The organism is Bacteroides propionicifaciens DSM 19291 = JCM 14649 (assembly GCF_000375405.1).
Taxonomy (GTDB): domain Bacteria; phylum Bacteroidota; class Bacteroidia; order Bacteroidales; family Bacteroidaceae; genus Bacteroides_E; species Bacteroides_E propionicifaciens.
Genome location: NZ_AQWS01000006.1, coordinates 56,428 through 77,541 on the forward strand (window position 1 = coordinate 56,428; position 21,114 = coordinate 77,541).

22 protein-coding genes are annotated in these 21,114 nt (G+C 39.1%); 9 read left to right on the forward strand and 13 right to left on the reverse strand.

The genetic code is table 11. The features are described 5' to 3' along the window. Positions 1-57: 57 nt before the first annotated feature. From B091_RS0102880 to B091_RS0102925, 11 genes are all read right to left on the reverse strand, one after another. Positions 58-492 (reverse strand): HYC_CC_PP family protein, encoded by a 435-nt coding sequence (locus B091_RS0102880; protein WP_018108503.1) that lies wholly within the window; start codon positions 490-492, stop codon positions 58-60. Positions 493-644: 152 nt separating this feature from the next. Then, positions 645-986 carry a FimB/Mfa2 family fimbrial subunit gene (locus B091_RS0102885; protein WP_025069523.1) on the reverse strand — a complete coding sequence of 114 codons (342 nt, stop codon included), beginning with the start codon at positions 984-986 and terminating at the stop codon, positions 645-647. A gap of 50 nt (positions 987-1,036) precedes the next feature. Next, positions 1,037-2,758, reverse strand: a complete 1,722-nt coding sequence (gene arsA / locus B091_RS0102890; protein WP_025069522.1) for an arsenical pump-driving ATPase — start codon at positions 2,756-2,758, stop codon at positions 1,037-1,039. 94 nt (positions 2,759-2,852) lie between these two features. Then, a complete protein-coding gene (arsD, locus tag B091_RS0102895; protein ID WP_018108506.1) occupies positions 2,853-3,206 on the reverse strand; it encodes an arsenite efflux transporter metallochaperone ArsD in 354 nt (117 codons plus the stop codon). Positions 3,207-3,210: 4 nt separating this feature from the next. Further along, on the reverse strand, positions 3,211-3,444 hold the full coding sequence (locus B091_RS0102900; RefSeq protein ID WP_018108507.1) for a thioredoxin family protein: 234 nt from the start codon (positions 3,442-3,444) through the stop codon (positions 3,211-3,213). Between the two features lie 5 nt (positions 3,445-3,449). Then, entirely contained in the window at positions 3,450-4,148 is a 699-nt protein-coding gene (locus tag B091_RS0102905; protein WP_018108508.1) for an aromatic aminobenezylarsenical efflux permease ArsG family transporter, read from the reverse strand. Between the two features lie 3 nt (positions 4,149-4,151). After that, positions 4,152-4,304: a hypothetical protein gene (locus B091_RS12565; RefSeq protein ID WP_018108509.1), complete on the reverse strand. Its 153-nt coding sequence runs from the start codon at positions 4,302-4,304 to the stop codon at positions 4,152-4,154. Further along, positions 4,271-4,456, reverse strand: a complete 186-nt coding sequence (locus tag B091_RS12570; protein WP_155888237.1) for a hypothetical protein — start codon at positions 4,454-4,456, stop codon at positions 4,271-4,273. The genes B091_RS12565 and B091_RS12570 overlap by 34 nt, the downstream gene beginning before the upstream one ends. Before the next feature lie 8 nt (positions 4,457-4,464). Then, complete coding sequence (gene arsB / locus B091_RS0102915; protein WP_018108510.1) at positions 4,465-5,517, reverse strand: ACR3 family arsenite efflux transporter; 1,053 nt, start codon at positions 5,515-5,517, stop codon at positions 4,465-4,467. Continuing rightward, entirely contained in the window at positions 5,507-5,935 is a 429-nt protein-coding gene (locus B091_RS0102920; RefSeq protein WP_025069521.1) for an arsenate reductase ArsC, read from the reverse strand. Before B091_RS0102920 ends, arsB begins: the two co-directional genes overlap by 11 nt. Before the next feature lie 68 nt (positions 5,936-6,003). Next, positions 6,004-6,324 carry an ArsR/SmtB family transcription factor gene (locus B091_RS0102925; RefSeq protein WP_018108512.1) on the reverse strand — a complete coding sequence of 107 codons (321 nt, stop codon included), beginning with the start codon at positions 6,322-6,324 and terminating at the stop codon, positions 6,004-6,006. A gap of 512 nt (positions 6,325-6,836) precedes the next feature. Between B091_RS0102925 and B091_RS0102930 the strand changes: the two genes are divergently transcribed. After that, on the forward strand, positions 6,837-8,852 hold the full coding sequence (locus tag B091_RS0102930) for a BCCT family transporter (RefSeq protein ID WP_018108513.1): 2,016 nt from the start codon (positions 6,837-6,839) through the stop codon (positions 8,850-8,852). A gap of 346 nt (positions 8,853-9,198) precedes the next feature. Next, entirely contained in the window at positions 9,199-9,789 is a 591-nt protein-coding gene (locus tag B091_RS0102935; protein WP_040368787.1) for a hypothetical protein, read from the forward strand. Between the two features lie 67 nt (positions 9,790-9,856). Here B091_RS0102935 and B091_RS0102940 read toward each other — a convergent pair whose 3' ends face one another. Together B091_RS0102940 and B091_RS11670 are read right to left on the reverse strand one after the other, a co-directional pair. Next, a complete protein-coding gene (locus B091_RS0102940; RefSeq protein ID WP_025069520.1) occupies positions 9,857-10,345 on the reverse strand; it encodes a hypothetical protein in 489 nt (162 codons plus the stop codon). A 3-nt stretch (positions 10,346-10,348) separates the two neighbouring features. After that, entirely contained in the window at positions 10,349-10,771 is a 423-nt protein-coding gene (locus tag B091_RS11670) for a MarR family winged helix-turn-helix transcriptional regulator (RefSeq protein ID WP_018108516.1), read from the reverse strand. Positions 10,772-10,985: 214 nt separating this feature from the next. On the opposite strand from B091_RS11670, the gene proS reads away from it, so the two are divergent. From proS to ilvD, 7 genes are all read left to right on the forward strand, one after another. Then, entirely contained in the window at positions 10,986-12,467 is a 1,482-nt protein-coding gene (gene proS, locus B091_RS0102950; RefSeq protein ID WP_018108517.1) for a proline--tRNA ligase, read from the forward strand. A 530-nt stretch (positions 12,468-12,997) separates the two neighbouring features. Then, entirely contained in the window at positions 12,998-14,488 is a 1,491-nt protein-coding gene (locus B091_RS0102955; RefSeq protein ID WP_018108518.1) for a 2-isopropylmalate synthase, read from the forward strand. A 59-nt stretch (positions 14,489-14,547) separates the two neighbouring features. Beyond that, positions 14,548-15,933, forward strand: a complete 1,386-nt coding sequence (leuC, locus tag B091_RS0102960; RefSeq protein WP_018108519.1) for a 3-isopropylmalate dehydratase large subunit — start codon at positions 14,548-14,550, stop codon at positions 15,931-15,933. Between the two features lie 103 nt (positions 15,934-16,036). Continuing rightward, positions 16,037-16,633 carry a 3-isopropylmalate dehydratase small subunit gene (gene leuD, locus B091_RS0102965; RefSeq protein ID WP_018108520.1) on the forward strand — a complete coding sequence of 199 codons (597 nt, stop codon included), beginning with the start codon at positions 16,037-16,039 and terminating at the stop codon, positions 16,631-16,633. After that, complete coding sequence (locus B091_RS0102970; protein ID WP_018108521.1) at positions 16,605-18,173, forward strand: alpha-isopropylmalate synthase regulatory domain-containing protein; 1,569 nt, start codon at positions 16,605-16,607, stop codon at positions 18,171-18,173. Before leuD ends, B091_RS0102970 begins: the two co-directional genes overlap by 29 nt. Before the next feature lie 34 nt (positions 18,174-18,207). Beyond that, positions 18,208-19,281 carry a 3-isopropylmalate dehydrogenase gene (gene leuB / locus B091_RS0102975; RefSeq protein ID WP_018108522.1) on the forward strand — a complete coding sequence of 358 codons (1,074 nt, stop codon included), beginning with the start codon at positions 18,208-18,210 and terminating at the stop codon, positions 19,279-19,281. A gap of 3 nt (positions 19,282-19,284) precedes the next feature. After that, entirely contained in the window at positions 19,285-21,114 is a 1,830-nt protein-coding gene (ilvD, locus tag B091_RS0102980) for a dihydroxy-acid dehydratase (protein ID WP_025069518.1), read from the forward strand.

The window sequence follows — 21,114 nt, forward strand, 5'->3', positions numbered from 1 at the left end:
CTGAGTAAAAGGTGTCAAACAGTTTGGTTGTTAGCTATAAAAGCCAGCAACCGAATGCTAGAGTCGGTAGATACAAATATTTTTAAGCAGGTCAGATGTATATTGACCTAAGCCACGAGGGGGAAATTTATGAAGAATCTGCAATGAAGAATCATCCCACAGCATGGGCTCATAGATATAGTTGAGATACAACGGAATTAGCTCCATCACTATATAGCGCTGGAGATTTAAGTCCGGGTGTGTCTCAGATGCCTGATACGTATCGGTCTTAACCTGTACGTTCTCAATTGAGCAACAAGGGATATTGTTAAAAGAGCTGTGTGATTCTGCTTGGTTGTCCGCACATTGCATATTGCAACTGTGGTGTTCAAGAGCAGGTTGGGGCAAAGAAATAGCATGAAGGCTATCACCACAAAAATGCATAGCTAAGGTAGGCTGGATGCTTACCAACAGCATAATCATTAATAATATATGTGATGAAACTTTTCTCATTGCCAGGTACTCTCTTATTTGATGTCTAATGTTCTTTAAACATAAAGGTAGCGCTTTTGTTTAAATCAGCCAAAAAAAGTGGGAGATATGCGTATACATTATCTCCCACTTTTAGGATTGTTGTAAAGTCTTAACAAAGAAATTGAGAAAACTTATTCTATACTGGAGCCTGAGTCTTCAATCTTCCAATTGGGAACAGTTACTGTGATTTCACTGTCAGTAATCTTTAAGTGCATCTTTATCAGAATCTCTTGAGTAGTTTGTAAGTTGATTTGTGGCAAGTTGTTTTTAATGAACTCGTTTACATCTTGTACAAATGAACTACTTCCTTCAGGATAAGAGAGCTGTATTTTAGAGTCTATAAGATCTTTAGGTCTTAAAACATTGAACGTTGTAAAATAGATATTCTTCACATTATCATAAGCTACATGAGGATGATATGAGAAGTCCTGCGTGCCAACGGGCTTATTATTCATATCGAATGCTGAAGCCAAATTGACAAATGAGACTCACTAGCTTAAGCTAGTGAGTTCACTTCTTTTTATCATTCTACAACTTCTTTCCAAGCGATGACTGCAAAATTGTTGTTAGATAATTCCTTCACTTTCTCAATCCATTGCACCTCGCTTTGTGCTTTAGCTTTTAAGAAAGGACTCTTTGTATCAGTGAGTAATAGACTAGAGTTTACAACCCACCATTTATTTTGTATACCAGCACGAGCCAAATCCTCTTGTAAACGATGTGCTTCAAATACAGGTGTTGTTTCGGGTAAAGTAACAATAACAACCTCTGTTTCTTTAGGGTTTCTCAATCGAGGGAGCAAGCTCTGTACTGCTGGATTGATATCTCCTTGTGTTCTTTCCACCTCTTTATGATAGCTTTGGGTAGAATCGAGTAGAAGTAAGGTGTGTCCAGTTGGAGCAGTATCTATTACAATGACTTCATTATCAGCTTTAGCGACTATCTCAGCAAAGGCATTAAAAACGGCTATTTCTTGGGTGCATGGTGAACGTAAATCTTCCTCAATATAACTCAGATCAGCATCACCCATCGTTTTCTTAGCTTTGTCTAATACATTCTTTTTATATGTTTCCAAAACAGCTTTCTCATCAATGTGGCTCACTGTAATACCTTCTATTTGAGTGTTTACATAGGCTAGGTGATTAGCAGGGTCAGTTGTGCTTAAATGTACTTTTACTCCTCTCGATGCAAGTCCACGAGCAATTTGAGCTGCTATTGTTGTTTTTCCTACGCCACCTTTACCCATCGTGAAGATTACTCTCTTCTTCGATTGATACATATCTTCAATCAAGTTTTCTAAATCTTTGTAGTCAGAAGTATCTACTTTATTTGAAGCATCTGAAGAAACACTATCGGTATTGAGCATATTTCGGATATTATCTATCCCAGTCATATTATACGAACGAAGTGGAACAAAGAATGTCCTAAGGTTCAATAATGCTTGTGAGCGATTTTTTAGCGCACTTTGTTGACGATTGTAGAGTTGACTAGAGATAGTATCATTTGCATCATACTCTTCCAAAACTCCATTGATGATTAAATGTTGAGCCTTAATATCCAAATCAAACAATTCTTTAGATGAACGTTCAACCTCTTTAAGTGGTGTTTCATCTGGTCGGCTCACCAAAAAGTGAGTTGTTTGAGTTCCATCTGCCAATGTTCTCACAGCTTCTTTATAGATTTCTTTTCTATCTTCCAATCCCGACAATTGTCCTAAACATGATGCCCCTGTTGTGTTTTCGTCAATAAAGGTATTCCATGCTGATGGTAATTGGAGCATACGCAAAGTGTGTCCTGTTGGTGCAGTATCAAAGATAATGTAGTCAAAACCTTTGCGTTTCTCTTCATTTGTTATCACATCTGAGAACTCATTGAATGCTGCGATTTCAACAGTACACGAGCCTGATAGTTGTTCTTCCATATTTGCTATTACACTTTCGGGTAATTTCCCTCTGTATGGAGCTATTACAGACTCTTTGTATTCAGCAGCAGCTTGCTCAGGGTCAAGGTTGATAACAGTCAAAGTAGGTACTTCTTTTATCTTAGTTCCTTTGTTGTTGAGTGACATATCAAATACATCTTGTAAGTTTGATGCTGGATCTGTACTTACAAGTAATACATTCTTACCACTATCTGCCAAGTTTGTAGCAGTAGCACAAGCTATAGATGTTTTACCTACACCACCTTTTCCTGTGAAGAAAATATACTTGGTAAAGTTTTCTTTAGCTGGATTATATAAATTCATATCTTTCATTTTATTTTTCGTTGGGAGATGTGAAAATCTAATTCTACCCATTTTGTGGGTAAAATAAATTAGATTTTAACAAATATGGTTTATACTATTTCTTTATGATAAGTTCAGATTCGGGCACATCGAGCCATTCTGATATTTGTGCATTAGTAGGATATGCTTTTTTCAAAACAATCTCGCCATCAAGGGTAGTAATTGGGAAAACATCTGCTGATTCATTCATCAAACAATCATTGATAGTTTTGTTATCTACATACACTTGTGGATTATCGCGAAGATTGAAACGCTCTACTACAACTCCTTTTTTCTTCAAGGTTTCTAATACAACTGCAATTCGCATTAGTTCGGGGTCGATATTCACTCCACACAAACCAGTTGGGCAACATAGTGCAGGGTCATATATCTTCATTTCTTTTCTTGTGTCTAATTTTAGTCCTTCCATAATATTATTCTTTTATAACTTTTATAACTTCTTCTTTAGTGGGTACATACCCTTTTATTTTGACTTCACCATCAACCACTACTGCTGGCAGTGACATGATGTTGTATTTTACTATTTCTAGTATATCTTCCTCCTTGCTTACCTGCGCATCTATTTTCGATTCAGTTTCAACAGATTGTACAACCTCAAAAGTAGATTTACACTTGGCACATCCAGTGCCTAATATGATTATTTCCATTCTAGTTATATGTTTGTTATGATATAATATGCTCCAATTATTATAAATACGCTTGCGATTATTCTTCTAAACCATACCTCAAAGCTTTTCATCTTATTGTAGAACTTTCCTACATTAGACATGCTATAAGCTAGTAGGTAGGCAATGATTATAACTGGCAGACCTGTTGCAATAGCGAATATTGGAGGTAAAAGCAAACCCGAAGCGCTTGATATAGTCATTGGTATAAGCACTCCAAAATAGAGGACTCCACTATAAGGACAGAAAGCTAAAGCAAATAATACTCCCAATAGGAAAGCATTTAGATAGCTCTTTTTCATGTTCTTTTGACTAATTTTCTGATTCAGTTTATTTAGACTAGGAATATTGATCTTTATAAAATCCAACATTAGTATGCCGATTATCACTAAACCGATACCTAAATACGATCCTCCTACATTTTGCAATAATTTTGATACTTGAAACTTACTTGCTCCAAAGTAGAATATTAAACCAAGAGAGGTATAACTAACTACACGACCCACTGTATAAAAGATACCATTTAAAAGAACTCTCTTTTTCTCTGTTATATCCTTGCTCAGATAGGCTGTTGCTGTTATATTGGTTGCCAATGGACAAGGACTCAAGGCTGTCATCAATCCAAGTAGGAATGCTGTTAGTATGGGGATGCCTGAACTATCAACTAGCTGTTGTAAAAACTCCATAATTTATTCAGCTAATTTGTTGACTTCCTCTTTCAACTTTGCTTCTAATACCTCTGGAGAGTTTACTGCTGTTGCAAATGCTTGCTCTGTCAAATCAATTGATTTGTCCGCCTTTGCAATGATTAAAGCATTCCATGATACTTCGTATTTCTCCACCAAGTCTGCAAACTCTTTGTTATGGAATTATCTTCTGCATTAGTAGTTACAGCACTCTGATTTGATTCTTTTTGCTCTGTCTTTCCGTTGTTTGAGCAAGCCACTGCAAGTATAGCAATGAATAGAATAAGTAGTAGATTTCTCTTTTTCATTTGTTAATTTATATAGGTTGTAATTCGTTTTTATAATATTTTCGTTTTAACCATAGAGAAATATTAACAAGTGCAATAAGTACGGGCACTTCAACAAGTGGACCAACTACACCTGCAAAAGCTTGTCCGCTATGTAAACCGAATACTCCAATAGCCACCGCTATAGCTAATTCAAAATTATTACCTGTTGCTGTAAATGAAATAGACGCATTTTGGTCATAAGACGTCCCTGCTGCCTTGCTCGCAAAGAAGCTGATGAAGAACATTAATGCAAAATAGATAACAAGTGGGATTGCAATTCTTACCACATCCATTGGTATTTGCACAATTAGTTCCCCTTTCAAGCTAAACATCAATACAATAGTCAACAACAATGCAATCAATGTTATTGGAGATATAGCAGGTATAAACTTTTCTTCATACCATTGTTTGCCTTTCGCTTTTACCAATATTGCACGGCTCAGAATACCCATCAAAAATGGAATACCTAAATATATACCAACTGTTTCAGCTATCGTGCCTATCGAAATATCTACGATTGCCCCTTCAAAGCCTAACAATGGAGGTAGTTTTGTAATGAATAACCATGCGTAGAAACTGTAGAAGAATACTTGGAAGATACTGTTCAAAGCCACAAGCCCTGCTCCATATTCCGTATTCCCTTCTGCCAAGTCGTTCCAAACTAAAACCATTGCTATACAGCGTGCCAATCCAATTAAAATGACACCAACCATATATTCAGGATAATCATGTAAGAATATGATTGCTAGGACAAACATCAAGATTGGTCCTACAATCCAATTTAGGATTAGGGAGGTTGTTAATATTTTCGTATTGGTAAACACCTTTGGTAGAAGTTTGTAATCAACTTTTGCCAGTGGTGGGTACATCATCAAAATGAGTCCAATTGCCAATGGAATATTTGTTGTTCCACTCGACATGGCATCTATGTAGCCACTAAAGGAGGGAATAAAGTATCCTAAACCAATACCGATAGCCATTGCTAAAAATATCCAAAGTGTTAAGTTCTTATTTAAGAACCCCATTTTTTTATTGCTCATTATTTTCTTTTATTTTAATGTAGAAATTGTAAAATGCTTCTTTTATTTGCTCTCTCACTCTCACGAAGTCAGCATGGATTTCTTCAGGAGTACCTGTTTTGTCTGATGGATCATCGAAACCTATATGTAACCGATGTTTCACTTTTCCAGCAAACATAGGGCAGGTTTCTTTAGCTCCTCCGCAAACTGTAATTACATAATCCCATTCATCGTCCAGATATTTCTCAACACTATCCGATGTGTGATGTGAAATATCAATTCCTGCTTCTTTCATTACTTCAGCAGCTTTAACATTAAGTTTCCCACTCGCTTTAGTGCCAGCTGACTCTACTGTCCATGAAGGAGCAAATGACTGTAAGAAACCATGTGCCATTTGGCTACGGCAACTATTGCCTGTACAAAGAATTAAAACTTTCATATTCAATATTATTATTTAGCTTGTCGATTCGTTATTCGTAAATCACCGAACATAGAGGGTAAATTTTTTTAGGAGCATTCTGCTTGTTTCTTTATTTCTTTAAAGAAACCGGCAAACAAAGTTTTTGCTAAAAGCCAATTCTCTTGGTTGATGCAATATTTAACTGTGGGTAATGTTATTGTACCTTGAATAAGCCCTGCTTCTCTTAATTCTTTTAGATGTTGAGACAAAGTGCTTTTCGCCACTGGGATGATCTCTGACATATCACCATGATAACAACACTCTTGCGAGGCTAACATTTGCAAAATAGCAATACGCACGGGATGCGCTAATGCTTTAGCAATACGTGCAATATTCTCTTGTTCTTCAGTAAATTCCTTTTTAGACATAATCGTTACAACTTAATTGTTCGTAAATATACGAACAATGTTTGGAGTCCAAAATTATTAGGAGATACTTTTAGGGCAAGGTGCACCATTGACCAATTTCTACGCCTTTTAAAATCTTTATACTGCTGTAAATTCCATCAAAAATAAGTCCCTTGCTTAGAAATAAATCTATATCACAACTAATAACGATATTGAAAAATTTAAGTTATAAGTGGTTCTAGTTTGGGGAAGCCGACAATCAACAGCTTGGAGTTTAAAGGCTGCATCATAGATTTTCTAAGGATTAGTGATTAATGAAGTCGAAAAAAGGTGAAAAATATAGCAATTAGGATATTTTTAATGTTTTAGTAAATATTGTAATATATGTGAGAAATTGATGCTTTTTTGTTATTAATTCACAATTAAAGATACCTTGCAAATCGTTTTCTCTATTTTTACGTAAACAGATCTTATTAGCAACGCATTTCTTTGGTGTATATTAACTAATAAAACTCACGAAAAGTATTTAAAAGATGAGAGCTAAACTAAATACCCTCAAAACCAAATTTAAAAATACTACTACTCTAACTAAATCTGTAGCATTACCAGGTTTGTTAGTTATAGGTACCATTTCTTTATATTGTTTTATATTTCCGCGAGAGGCTGAAGTCCTATTAAATTCGATAAAGACTTATTTCTTTAAAAATCTGAGTTGGACATATGTACTTATAGCTACAATGTTTATTCTCTTTCTCATAGTTTTAGCATTGAGCAAACTAGGAAATATAAGATTGGGTTCAGATAATTCACGACCTAAGTATAGTTTCTTTTCGTGGATAGCGATGCTTTTTGCAGCAGGTATGGGGATTGGTCTGATGTATTTTGGTGTTGGAGAAACAATATCACACTATGCTCAACCAGCAATTGGAGATACTGTATTGAGAGCTAAAGAAGCACAACTATACACATTCTTTCATTGGGGAGTACACGCATGGGCTATTTATGCTACTATGGGGTTGATATTAGCTTATTTTGCATACCGATATAAATTGCCACTAGCGATTCGTAGTGGACTGTACCCCATCTTGAAAGATAATATATATGGACCAATAGGGAATGTTATAGACACTTTTGCCCTATGTAGTACATTTTTTGGTATAGCTACCACGCTAGGTTTCGGGGTTGTACAACTCAATGCGGGGTTGAAGAGTATAGGTGTAGTCCCAGAGATTAGCTTTACATTTCAAGCAATAATAGTTGTGGTTGTAATGTCTATAGCCATTGTCTCTGCATTGACAGGAGTGGACAAAGGAGTGAAAAGATTAAGTGAGCTAAATTTATCACTAGCTATCATATTAATGCTTTTCATCTTAATAGTTGGGCCATCTATCTATATACTGAGTACCTTTAGTGAAGGGATTGGGTACTACATAAGCAATTTTACAAGTTTAACGTTCAATACTTTTGCTTACCAAACAGAGGCGCAAGAGTGGTTTTCTGGATGGACCATAATGTACTGGGCATGGTGGATATCATGGGCACCTTTTGTCGGTCTCTTTATTGCTCGCATTTCTAAAGGACGTACCATTAGAGAGTTTATTGTAGCCGTGCTGCTTGTACCTTCACTCTTCAATTTTTTGTGGATGACCGTTTTTGGTAGTAGTGCAGTTTGGCTAGATAAATTTGTTGCAGATGGAGCTTTAAGTGGAATATCAGATAATATAGATATATTGCTGTTCAAATTCTTTGACTATTTCCCATTCACAATCTTCTTAAATGTGGTAGTTATACTGATGATTATAGTTTTTTTCATTACTTCGGCTGACTCTGGAATTTTAGTAATGAACAGTATAGCTTCTGGAGATAAAAAACATACACCAAAATGGCAAAATGTATTTTGGGGCGTTTTGCTAATAGTGCTTTCTTTGGCTCTTCTTCGTTCTGGTGGACTAGCCTCTTTACAAACAATGACGCTAATCTCGGCACTACCGTTTGGATTGATTATGTTGATTCTTTGTTATTGTTTATGGAAAGCCTTACAGATAGATCATCTATTCCATAATACCAAACTACCTTATGGAAGTATAGCGTGGGATGGCTCGCAGTGGAAAGATAGATTGCATAGAATCTTATCTTTTTCTGAGAAAAAGGATGTGAGACAGTTTCTTAATGAAATAGTGAAACCTGCTTTTGAAGAATTACAGGGTGAACTGACTTTGAATAATATTGATGCTGAAATAATTGAGGGTAGAAATACAAAGCTATCAATAGAATTATTCATTAGACATGATAAGATTCGCAATTTCAGATATGGAGTACTTGCTGAATCTCAAGTGTTATCTGAATATTTGATTGAAGATGATAATACTCCAGATATTGACATCGAAAAGAGTTATATTCCAGTGACATACTATAATGATGGTCGCAAAGGGCATAGTGTGCAATATATGACCAAAGATGAGTTAATTGCTGATGTATTACGAGAATACGAGCGTTTTATAAGTCTTATTTCAGATGACAAGAATGAATTATTGACAATAGATAAATAAAGTAAGAAGTCTATCTTTGTGTTTCATTTAAAATAAATCTCAAATTAAAATTATTGCTGTCCGATAAAACTCATTTAATGTAAAAAAGTATAGCTCGGCTGCTGTTAATCAGAAGTCGAGTTCCTTTTTTCAAATCCAAGCCCCCTAATCAAATAATAGTGGCATTGAGGGTATATTTGAAGCAGCTCTTAGACAAGCTTCCCAGTCTTTTTCGGGATGATTAAACAGTCCATAGAAATCCACGTAGTACGTAAGCGTAATTCTAACCATTGTAGCAAGTCCCGAGAAGCTCTACGAGCGAGTCAGTCTCTTTTGCATTATCATTAATAGAAGATTGGCTATTAATGTGACCCATATTTGGATAGGTAATGATAGGCTGATATATAATATCGCTGATGAGAATAATGCTGGAATAAAATCAAGTCCACATATCGGATTGGACAAGTTTTACAATACAAAAGACGTTTTGTCAATAAGTGTCGCTTCTCTTGAAGAAGCTATTGAAGAGACAGTTTATTTCTCATGTAGGCACTTACAGTTCCAAGTTAATTTCCCCGATGAGTATTTTAAGAAGTTGTTTGTTGAGGGTGATGCTAAGCTAAATATTAATATTGATGGTTTGCATAACACCTTAACTACAAGTGGTAGAATTATTCCTAAGAAGCAAATTTATTTTGAAGGAAACAAACTTAGCCAGATGCAAAATAACTGTGCGAGGTTCAATACCTTTATACATCATCTTCCTAACCTTGAAGATGTTTCATTCACAATTAAGGTTAATGAGGTTTCTCTGTTGGATAAGAACAACTTATATGATATAAGCCATGGGTTAAACCTGCATGCTGTAAATCCTGAAACAGTGATTCAGATTAATATTTCAGAAGCCGATTTAGAGATAATTTGGAAGGTTGAAGAATCTTTCCCCTCTGTTGACTAGGTAAATGATTATTTGTTGATTTTATAATCGGGCTCCATGCTTTAAGTAAGTTGGAGCCCGATTTGTTTTATCTGCCTTTCCACGGTTTAAATACAGAGATAATTACCAGAAAAATTAGTGCTATCGATTGAATAGCAGCAGATATTGAGATTAAAGGGAAATAGTGAGAAATACTAGCATTGTTTATTGCAATATCTCGTTGGTTAGTTGTAATTTCTAAGCATAATTCTAACCAAGGGTTAAGTACAAATGTTCCTATGATGATAATTAGAATTGAAACTATCCATTTTACTATAATCCAGCGGTGTTTAAAGAATCCCCAGTTAGTAAATTGACCATAAACAATACCCGTAATGATCGTAAGCATGGCTCCAGGTATAACTAAAAAATCGTCAACTATGCGCATTGTAAGTAAGGCATTGTGAAGTTCATCCCCAGATTTAGGATTCGTAAAGTATACAATCCCCATTACTACAACACCCATAACCCACATCATTACAAATAACAGGTGAAATGACTTTAGTGTTTTAATTCCTTTTGGTTTTAGTTTTTTCATAATTTATGCATTAGTATTATCGTATATTTTATTTAGTATTGCTTTAAAGTTTTCGAACTCTTCATCGGAGATGTTCTTTAGTGCACTATTAGTAGCTACTTCGGCTAGATTTAAGATTTTAGATTTCATTTGTTTGCCTTCCTGAGTCACATAAATATGATTCTTCTGAGATCTTATCTGTTCCCTAATAACTAACCCTTTCTGTTCAAGTTGGTCTATAGTCCGTTTTATAGCAGCAGCATCTTTAAATAGTAAGCTTGCTATTTGTTGTTGACTGATACCGTCCTCATAAAAAAGACAACGAAGCACTATAAACTGAGAGTGTGGTAGGTCTATTTTGTTTTCCTTGAGCTTGTTTGTCATTGATTTGGCCAATGATGTTGAAGCTCTGTTAAGCAATAGTCCTAGTGAGAGAAATTCCTTCATAATCTATATGTTTTGAGGCAAAGATATAAATAGTATTGACTAGTCAACGCTATTTGGTAGAAATTAACTTGATCTGTGCTACAACGTGAGGTACATTTATAAGTACTTGTGGTAAGGTAGGTACTAATTTTCCCCACTCGTAATAGGCAGTATTGCATAATAATTTGTATTTTTGCAGTTCAATAAATTAATATTCTTAAATTATAAAATAATAATGGCGAAAGAACTGAAAGATCTTACCAAACGTAGCGTTAACTACTCTCAGTGGTATAACGAGTTGGTGGTTAAGGCCGATTTAGCAGAACAGTCGGCTGTGCGTGGATGTATGGTTATCAAACCTTACGGATATGCTATTTGGGAAAAAATACAACGTCAACTTGACGATATGTTTAAAGAGACAGGTCACGTGAATGCATATTTCCCGCTTCTTATTCCCAAATCATTCTTTAGCCGTGAAGCTGATCACGTAGAAGGGTTTGCCAAGGAGTGTGCCGTGGTAACTCACTATCGTCTGAAAAATGCAGAAGATGGTTCTGGCGTTGTGGTTGACCCTACAGCGAAATTAGAAGAAGAATTGATTATTCGTCCTACATCAGAGACTATCATTTGGAATACATACAAAAACTGGATTCAGTCTTACCGTGACCTTCCAATCCTCTGTAACCAATGGGCTAACGTTATGCGTTGGGAGATGCGTACACGTCTTTTCCTACGTACTTCAGAGTTCTTGTGGCAAGAGGGGCATACGGCTCACGAAACTAAACAAGAGGCTGAAGAAGAAGCACGTAAAATGCTTCACGTTTATAGCGATTTCGCTGAGCAATTTATGGCTATGCCTGTTGTTAGAGGTGTGAAAAGTGCATCTGAGCGTTTTGCTGGAGCTATTGATACTTATACCATTGAAGCGATGATGCAAGATGGTAAAGCGCTACAAAGCGGTACTTCTCACTTCTTGGGTCAAAACTTTGCTAAAGCCTTTGACGTTAAGTTTGTGAACCGTGAAAATCAAATGGAATATGTTTGGGCAACCTCATGGGGTGTTTCAACTCGTTTGATGGGAGCACTTGTTATGACTCACTCAGACGATAACGGTTTAGTATTACCTCCAAAATTAGCACCTATTCAAGTTGTTATTGTTCCTATTTATAAAGGTGACGAACAACGTGCTATGCTTGCTGAAAAAGTAGCACCTATTGTTGCTAAGCTTAAAACTATGGGTGTATCTGTTAAGTATGACGATTCGGACAACAAGCGTCCAGGTTTCAAGTTTGCCGACTATGAACTAAAAGGTGTACCTGTACGTCTTGTTCTTGGTGCACGTGACCTTGAAAATGGTACAATCGAAGTTATGCGTCGTGATACACTCGAAAAATCTACGCATGCCCTCGAAGGTATTGAAGAGTACGTAGGCAATCTGCTTAACGAAATTCAAGAAAATATTTATAAGAAAGCTGTTGACTTCCGTGCAGCTCATACTTATGAGGCTAATAACTACGAAGAATTCAAAGAGAAATTGGATCTTGGTGGATTCGTTTTAGCACATTGGGATGGTACGCCCGAAACTGAAGCTCAAATCAAAGAAGAAACCAAAGCTACAATCCGTTGTATTCCTTTGGAAGGAGATAAAACTCCTGGTAAATGTGTCCTTACAGGAAAGCCTTCAGAATGTAGAGTTGTTTTTGCTCGTTCTTACTAAATAGGCATTTAATTAAAAATATCAGGTCGGTTTAATCTTTAAGGTTAAACCGACCTTTTTTATCTACTCTCTGTCCTATCAATCAGTAATTTTATAAAGCAACCCCATAGTAATGATCGTTCACCCTAGTGGTTAGGGTAGTGCAACTTACTCGCTTACCCATTACGACTTACTCGTTTTATCCCGATAAACTGTAACTAAGCATTGCCTGTTCGTGATGAATCGGTAGATATATGTCGTATAAATATCTAAATTGAAAGTTTTATTACACTTTATGTGGTAATTGTTTTGATATGTGAATTAAATTCTTTTTGTTTGTAATTGTTAAGAGATACAAAACAAGAAAGCAATGAAAAATTTATTAAACAATAACGTCATTATCGTCCTCATTATTATTCTGCTGTTACACTGTGATAGTAGTGAGATAGGTATGTGGGTTATTGAATAAATTAAAATAATAACTGAATCAAAAAAGCCTCTCTCACTACTTGTGAGAGAGGCTTTTCTGATAAGACCATAAAAGTAAAAAGATGGAACAAATTTATGTTTTCGACACGACATTAAGAGATGGAGAGCAGGTACCAGGCTGCCAGTTGAACACCCTTGAAAAGGTGGAAGTAGCTAAGGCTCTGGAGCGTTTGGGAGTCGATGTGATAGAGGCAGGTTTCCCTGTATCAAGTCCTGGCGATTTTAAATCGATCATTGAAATTTCAAAAGCTGTTACATGGCCTGTTATCTGTGCTCTGACACGAGCGGTAGAGAAAGACATAGATGTTGCTGCCGAATCACTCAAGTATGCCAAACGCAAACGCATACATACGGGTATTGGAACTTCCGACTTCCATATTCGCCACAAATTTGGAGCTACCCGGGAGGAGATTATTGAACGTGCTGTTAAAGCCGTAAAATATGCACGTCGTTTTACGGATGATGTAGAGTTTTATGCCGAAGATGCTGGCCGAACCGACAATGCTTACTTGGCTCAAGTAGTTGAGGCAGTAATCAAGGCTGGTGCTACGGTGGTCAATATCCCCGATACAACGGGTTATTGTTTTCCCGACGAGTATGGAGCTAAAATAAAATACCTAATCGACCATGTGGATATGCGAGATGCTATTCTTTCAACCCACTGTCACCAAGACCTCGGTATGGCAACAGCAAATACACTCTCGGGGGTATTGAACGGAGCTAGACAAGTAGAGGTTACGCTTAACGGAATCGGAGAGCGAGCAGGAAATACAGCTCTTGAAGAGGTAGTTATGGCCTTGGCAAGTCATCCGCATCGAGGCTACTGCACCCATATCAACACCCAAGAGATTAGCTCGGTAAGCCGAATGGTTTCAAGTTTGATGAATATGCCTGTGCAACCCAATAAGGCAATCGTGGGTAGAAATGCCTTCGCTCACTCTTCGGGGATTCATCAAGATGGTGTACTTAAAAACGTCGATACTTACGAAATTATTAATCCACAAGATGTGGGTATCCGTGACAACTCTATCGTTTTGACTGCCAGAAGTGGAAGAGCAGCCCTAAAAAATCGCCTTGAGATTTTGGGTGTAGAGATTAGTACTGAAGAGTTAGACACTGTTTATCACGACTTCTTAGAGCTTGCCGATAAGAAGAAAAACATCAACGACGAAGACGTTTTATCATTATTAGGCAAAAATAGTGACGACAAACGCATTAAGGTAGAGTACCTACAAGTGGTTTCGGGGATTGACGTTCGCAATGTGGCTAGCATTGGATTACGGATTGCAGGCGAACTTTTTGAAGCCTCAGCCAGTGGAAATGGACCTGTTGATGCAGCTATTAAAGCAGTCAAACAGATTATTCGTCGGGAGATGTCAATTCAAGAGTTCCTTATTCAGGCTATTGATAGGGGGAGTGACGATACGGGCAAAGTCCATATGCATGTGGCCTACAACGACGTAGTTTATTATGGGTTTTCGGCAAATACCGATATTATTGCTGCTTCAGTAGAAGCCTTTATTGATGCGGTAAATAAGTTCACCGATGCCTGAAGAAACTTTACGAGAGATTAGACAAAGAGAATACTACAAAACGATAATAGAACAGTAAGATGAAAAAAACATTATTTGATAAGGTATGGGACGCTCATGTAGTGAGTACCGTTGACCAAGGCCCTACACAACTTTATATCGATCGACATTTCTGTCACGAGGTAACTAGCCCTCAAGCTTTTGATGGTCTTAGAAATAGAAACTTGAAAGTACTTCGCCCTAGTCAAACTCTTTTGACTGCCGATCACAATATTCCCACAATCAATCAAGACCAACCCATTGCCGATGCAATATCTAAGAAGCAGGTCGATACGTTAAGTCAAAATGCTAAAGATTTTAAGCTTACTTATTACGGGTTAGGACATAAGAAAAATGGAATTGTCCATGTGGTAGGTCCCGAAAATGGATATACTCAACCCGGAATGACAATCGTTTGTGGCGATAGTCATACCTCAACTCACGGAGCTTTTGGCGCAATAGCCTTTGGTATTGGTACGAGTGAAGTAGAAATGGTTTTGGCTAGCCAATGTGTGCTGCAAAACCGCCCCAAAACAATGCGTATTAACTTTACGGGGGATCTTCAGCCAGGGGTTACAGCCAAAGATATGGCGCTTTATATGATTGCCAAACTGACAACAGGTGGTGCTACAGGATATTTTGTGGAGTATGCAGGTCAGGCTGTTCGCAATCTTAGCATGGAAGGACGTATGACGCTTTGCAATATGAGTATCGAGATGGGTGCACGTGGAGGTTTGATCGCTCCTGATGCGGTTACATTTGAATATCTAAAAGGGCGTGAATTTGCTCCTAAGGGTCAAAAATGGGATGAGGCTTTAGCCTATTGGTCGAGTCTGAAAACCGATAAAGGTGCTAATTTTGATAAAGAGATCACACTCGATGCCTCACAAATTCGTCCGATGCTTACCTATGGTACCAACCCCGGAATGGGAATGGCTATAGACGAATCTATCCCCACTAGAGATCAAGTAGAATCGGCTAGTTTGAGTTCTTTCGAAAAGTCCTTGGCTTATATGGGTTTTGAGGCAGGAGAGTCTTTGGAAGGAAAACAGATTGATTATGTGTTTCTTGGTAGCTGTACTAACGGAAGAATTGAAGATTTTAGGGCTTTTGCTGGCTATGTAAAAGGAAAGAAGAAAGCTGACAATGTTACAGCATGGCTCGTACCAGGTAGTTGGTTGGTGATGGATCAGATTAAAGCCGAAAAGCTAGATAAGATTCTCGAAGAGGCAGGATTTGAACTTCGTCAGCCTGGTTGTTCGGCTTGTTTGGCCATGAACGACGACAAGGTTCCTGCAGGAAAATACGCTGTGTCTTCATCCAACCGAAACTTCGAAGGGCGTCAAGGTCCGGGAGCACGTACGATTTTAGCAGGTCCGCTTGTGGTTGCAGCAGCAGCAGTAAATGGGAGAATTACCAATCCGTAACTAGGCCGATTTTAGCCTCTAACTATCACTAAGTTATATTAAAACAACAGGTTTGGTTCTGATGCTTCTTGCATGAGGATCCTACCCTAAACACCCCCTTAAAATGGAAAAGTTCAAGAAAATTAAGTCAACATATATCCCCCTTCCCATTGAAAATGTGGATACCGATCAAATTATTCCCGCTCGTTTTTTAAAAGCAACCAGTCGTGCTGGTTTTGGTAAGAATCTCTTTGCCGATTGGCGGTTTGAGAGTTCGGGAGCAGCAAAGCAAGACTTTGTGCTTAATAACTCGCGATACGCAGGTGAGATTTTGGTAGCGGGTAAAAACTTTGGTAGTGGCTCGAGCCGTGAGCATGCTGCATGGGCCATTTCAGATTATGGTTTTAAAGTAGTTGTATCGAGTTTCTTTGCTGATATTTTCAAGAATAATGCACTCAACAACGGCTTACTTCCTATTGTGGTTTCTCCTGAGTTTCTGGAAACGCTATTCGAAACAGTCGAGAATAATCCCAAAGCAACCCTATCAGTAGATCTTGAAAGGCAAACCATAACGCTCGATGAAACTAATCAGACGGAGTCGTTTGAAATCAACGCCTACAAAAAGAGATGTTTGCTTGAAGGGATGGACGATATCGACTACCTATTGTCTAATCAACAAAAACTTGAGCAGTATGAATCTCAACGAGTCTTTAGCTACTAAGCATAAAAACACAAAAGGTCAGCTTCCTTATGTCGAGTTGATGGATACGACTCTTCGTGATGGAGAACAGACCTGTGGAGTCTCATTTACCACTCCCGAAAAGCTAAGTGTTTTAAAACTCTTGCTTGACGACCTCAAAGTCGATCGGGTCGAAATAGCCTCAGCTCGAGTTTCGAGTGGAGAGTTCGAAACGGTGAAGAAGGCTGCAAAATGGGCCAAAGAACACGGTTACCTACATCGACTCGAAGTGCTGGGTTTTGTTGATGGAGAGGCATCGTTGAAGTGGATTGCCGACACGGGTTGTAAGGTGGTAAACCTACTATGTAAAGGCTCACTTAACCATTGCGAGCATCAGTTAGGTAAAACTCCACACGAGCATATTCAAGACATTAAAAGGAGTTTAGCTTTGGCTCGTGAACTTGGCTTAAAGGTCAATATCTACCTTGAAGATTGGTCAAACGGCATGCAGCATTCACCCGATTATGTTTTCGAAATAGTCGATGCCCTACAAGCTCAGGAGGTAATGCGGTGGATGTTACCCGATACACTGGGCATCTTGAACCCTACCAAAACTCAGCACTATTGTGGTGCGATGGTTAAGCGTTATCCTGAGCTACATTTCGATTTCCATGCCCACAACGATTACGACTTAGCTGTAGCCAATGTTTTTGAGGCAGTAAAAGTAGGAATAAAAGGTGTACACGTTACAGTTAATGGTCTAGGAGAGCGAGCAGGTAATGCTTCACTCACAAGTGTGGTTGCCATGCTTGAAGATCAGTTGGGCCGTACGACAAATATCTGTTCTCAGAACAGTTATGGAGTCTGCAAGTTGGTCGAAAGCTATTCGGGAATACGAATAGCCAATAACAAACCCGTAACTGGCGATTTCGCATTTACTCAGGTAGCAGGGATTCATGTCGATGGAGATCTAAAGAAAGGGTTGTATTGCAGTGAACTTCGTCCCGAAAGGTTTGGACGAACACGAGCCTACGCACTTGGCAAGACTTCGGGTAAATCGAATATCATTAAGAATCTCGAAACCCTAGGAATAGAGCTCGACGATGAATTGATAAAGAAGGTTACCCAACGTGTAATTGAGATGGGCGACCGTAAAGAGATGGTTTCACCCGATGAGTTGCCCTTTATTATCTCTGATATTCTGGGTAACGGTGAGACTGAGGCAGAGGTTAAGATCTTGAATTACTCTTTAGTGGCTGCTATGGGCTTGCGTCCCTCGGTCAATATCAAAATCCAAGTAGGCGATGAGAGTTACGAAGCCAATGCTTCGGGTGAGGGGCAATACCATGCATTTACGAAGGCATTGACCCAAATCTACAGCAAACTCGACCGTGAGTTGCCCGATTTGATAGACTATGTAGTGGTTATTCCACCTGGTGGACGTACGGATGCCTATGTGCAAACGATAATAACTTGGAAACAAGATCAACAGATATTTAGGACGCGAGCAGTCGATATTGATCAGACTACGGCAGCTATTAAAGCTACGCTCAAGATGCTCAACCGAATAGAATTGAAATAGTAGGAATAGACAAACTTTAAAATAAAAAGATAAAATGAAATTGAACTTAGCTGTTTTACCAGGAGATGGAATTGGTCCTGAAATAATGAGGGAGGCTTTAAAAGTAACCAAGGCAATTTGTAAGAAGTTTAACCATTCGCTTAGCTATAAAGAGGCACTTGTGGGTGCTTGTGCTATTGATGCCGTAGGAGATCCTTATCCTGCTGAGACACACCAAATCTGTTTAGATTCGGACGCTGTACTCTTTGGTGCAATTGGTTCTTTGAAATTCGATAACGATCCACAAGCAAAGGTAAGGCCGGAGCAAGGCTTGTTGCGTATGCGTAAAACCCTAGGCTTGTATGCAAACCTGCGTCCTGTGACCGTATTTCCTAATCGTGCCCACCTTTCTCCGCTTCGTGAAGAGTTAGTTAAGGATGCCGATTTTATGTGTGTGCGAGAACTAACGGGCGGGCTCTATTTCGGTCGTCCACAGGGCAGAAGTGAAGATGGCAATACAGCTTACGATACTTGCATTTATACCCGTGAAGAGGTGGAGCGAATCCTAAACCTTGCATTTGAATTGGCACGTAGCCGTCGCAAAAAACTCACACTAGTCGATAAAGCCAATGTCTTAGCAACATCTAGACTTTGGAGAGAGGTAGCGCAAGAACTAGCTCCTCGAAATCCTGACATTGAAACTGAATATATGTTTGTAGATAACGCTGCAATGCAATTGATCCAGAACCCTCGTCGATTTGATGTTTTGGTAACCGAGAACTTGTTTGGCGATATTTTGACTGATGAGGCTTCGGTAATTAGTGGCTCTATGGGGTTATTGCCCTCTGCTTCGATAGGAGTTCATACTTCACTTTTTGAACCTATCCACGGTTCGTACCCACAAGCAGCAGGAAAGAATATTGCGAACCCACTAGCTATGATTCTCTCAGTTGCGATGCTCTTTGAATATGGTCTTGACAAGAAAGATGAAGCTGAACTCATCCGAAGAGCTGTTGCCGCATCAATGGAAGCCAAAGTAGTAACCGAGGATCTTGCAGGTACCGATAGAGCCTATTCTACATCAGAAGTAGGTGATTGGGTAGCAGCATGGATTGAAGAGGAGGAATAAATTATGAAAAATAGATTAAGAAGTTCCGAGAGTCTTGAAGGACGAAGAATGGCAGGTGCACGTTCGCTATGGAGAGCCAACGGCATGAAGCCCGAGCAGATGGGGAAGCCCATCATCGGAATCGTAAACTCGTTTACTCAGTTTGTTCCTGGGCATATGCACTTGCATCCTGTGGGGCAAATGGTAAAAGCGGAGATAGAAAAGCTAGGTTGCTTTGCGGCAGAGTTTAACACCATCGCTGTTGATGATGGTATTGCTATGGGGCATAAGGGAATGCTTTATTCCCTGCCTTCGAGAGATTTAATAGCCGATAGCATCGAGTATATGGCAGAGGCACACCGAGTAGATGCGTTGTTTTGCATTAGCAACTGCGATAAGATTACGCCTGGGATGATGATGGCAGCCATGCGACTCAATGTTCCTGTAATCTTTGTATCGGGAGGTCCTATGGAAGCAGGAATTGTCGGTTCAAAGCAAGTTGACCTGATTGATGCCATGGTAAAATCGGCTGACGATTCAGTTTCTGACCAAGAGATAGCTGAGCTTGAAGCCAGCGCTTGCCCTACTTGTGGTTCTTGTTCGGGGATGTTTACAGCAAACTCGATGAATTGCCTTAATGAGGCTTTGGGTTTAGCTTTACCAGGCAATGGAACTGTGGTTGCTACTCATGCTTATCGATTCGAACTCTTCAAGAGAGCAGCGAAACAGTTGGTTGAAAATGCTAATCGCTACTACTTCGAGGGAGACGCTCGTGTATTGCCACGCAATATTGCTACTCGTGAAGCTTTTCTGAATGCCATGTCACTCGATATTGCTATGGGTGGATCGACCAATACGATACTTCATTTACTGGCTGTAGCTCACGAGGCTCAAGTCAAGTTTGATCTATCTGATATTGACGAGCTGTCGCGTATGGTACCCTGCCTTTGTAAGGTGGCACCCAACTCGACGAAGTATCATATCCAAGATGTAAACAGGGCAGGTGGAGTATTAGGGATTCTAAACGAACTTAATAAGGGAGGGTTAATCAACTCAGGTGTATATAGAGCCGATGGTTTAACGCTTTCCGAGGCACTCGACAAGTACGATATTACGAAAACAAGCCCAAGCTCCGAAGCCAAAGAGCTTTACTCTGTAGCCCCAGCCAATCAACGAAGCGGAACTATGGGCTGGCATAATTCGACCTATCCTACATTGGATACCGACCGAATTGAGGGTTGCATTCGTAATCTTGCACATGCTTATACACAAGATGGTGGTTTGGCTGTACTTCGTGGAAACCTAGCACTCGACGGTTGTGTGGTTAAGACCGCAGGAATAGACCCTAGCACATGGAACTTTGTAGGAGTTGCTAAGGTATATCAGTCGCAAGACGAGGCTTGTGTGGCCATTCTTACAGGTTTGGTTGGTCCTGGGGATGTAGTAGTAATTACACATGAAGGCCCTCAAGGAGGCCCAGGAATGCAAGAGATGCTTTATCCAACCTCCTATATTAAATCAAAGCAACTGGGTGAGGTTTGTGCTTTGATTACCGACGGACGATTTTCTGGTGGAACATCAGGTTTATCAATCGGACATATCTCACCTGAGGCTGCTGCAGGAGGTAATATCGGATTGGTACGTGAGGGGGATTGCATAGAAATCAGTATCCCCGAAAGACGAATAACACTCCGTGTATCCGATCAAGAGTTAGCCCAAAGAAGAAATGAAGAAGAGCTTCGTGGTAAAGAAGCTTTTACCCCCGATAGAGAACGCGAGGTGTCGCAGGCCCTAAAGGCTTATGCTCGCTTTGTTAGCTCTGCCGACAAGGGAGCAGTACGAATAATAGATTAA

Bases quoted from the DNA above. Each gene is read 5' to 3' on its own strand.
- B091_RS0102920 (WP_025069521.1), bottom strand. From the start codon at position 5,935: ATGAAAGTTTTAATTCTTTGTACAGGCAATAGTTGCCGTAGCCAAATG.
- leuC (WP_018108519.1), top strand. From the start codon at position 14,548: ATGAAAAAAACATTATTTGATAAGGTATGGGACGCTCATGTAGTGAGT.
- ilvD (WP_025069518.1), top strand. From the start codon at position 19,285: ATGAAAAATAGATTAAGAAGTTCCGAGAGTCTTGAAGGACGAAGAATG.
- B091_RS0102930 (WP_018108513.1), top strand. From the start codon at position 6,837: ATGAGAGCTAAACTAAATACCCTCAAAACCAAATTTAAAAATACTACT.
- B091_RS0102970 (WP_018108521.1), top strand. From the start codon at position 16,605: ATGAATCTCAACGAGTCTTTAGCTACTAAGCATAAAAACACAAAAGGT.
- leuB (WP_018108522.1), top strand. From the start codon at position 18,208: ATGAAATTGAACTTAGCTGTTTTACCAGGAGATGGAATTGGTCCTGAA.
- proS (WP_018108517.1), top strand. From the start codon at position 10,986: ATGGCGAAAGAACTGAAAGATCTTACCAAACGTAGCGTTAACTACTCT.
- leuD (WP_018108520.1), top strand. From the start codon at position 16,037: ATGGAAAAGTTCAAGAAAATTAAGTCAACATATATCCCCCTTCCCATT.
- B091_RS0102905 (WP_018108508.1), bottom strand. From the start codon at position 4,148: ATGGAGTTTTTACAACAGCTAGTTGATAGTTCAGGCATCCCCATACTA.
- B091_RS12570 (WP_155888237.1), bottom strand. From the start codon at position 4,456: ATGAAAAAGAGAAATCTACTACTTATTCTATTCATTGCTATACTTGCA.
- B091_RS0102940 (WP_025069520.1), bottom strand. From the start codon at position 10,345: ATGAAAAAACTAAAACCAAAAGGAATTAAAACACTAAAGTCATTTCAC.
- B091_RS0102955 (WP_018108518.1), top strand. From the start codon at position 12,998: ATGGAACAAATTTATGTTTTCGACACGACATTAAGAGATGGAGAGCAG.
- B091_RS11670 (WP_018108516.1), bottom strand. From the start codon at position 10,771: ATGAAGGAATTTCTCTCACTAGGACTATTGCTTAACAGAGCTTCAACA.
- B091_RS0102880 (WP_018108503.1), bottom strand. From the start codon at position 492: ATGAGAAAAGTTTCATCACATATATTATTAATGATTATGCTGTTGGTA.
- arsA (WP_025069522.1), bottom strand. From the start codon at position 2,758: ATGAATTTATATAATCCAGCTAAAGAAAACTTTACCAAGTATATTTTC.
- B091_RS0102925 (WP_018108512.1), bottom strand. From the start codon at position 6,324: ATGTCTAAAAAGGAATTTACTGAAGAACAAGAGAATATTGCACGTATT.
- arsD (WP_018108506.1), bottom strand. From the start codon at position 3,206: ATGGAAGGACTAAAATTAGACACAAGAAAAGAAATGAAGATATATGAC.
- arsB (WP_018108510.1), bottom strand. From the start codon at position 5,517: ATGAGCAATAAAAAAATGGGGTTCTTAAATAAGAACTTAACACTTTGG.
- B091_RS0102900 (WP_018108507.1), bottom strand. From the start codon at position 3,444: ATGGAAATAATCATATTAGGCACTGGATGTGCCAAGTGTAAATCTACT.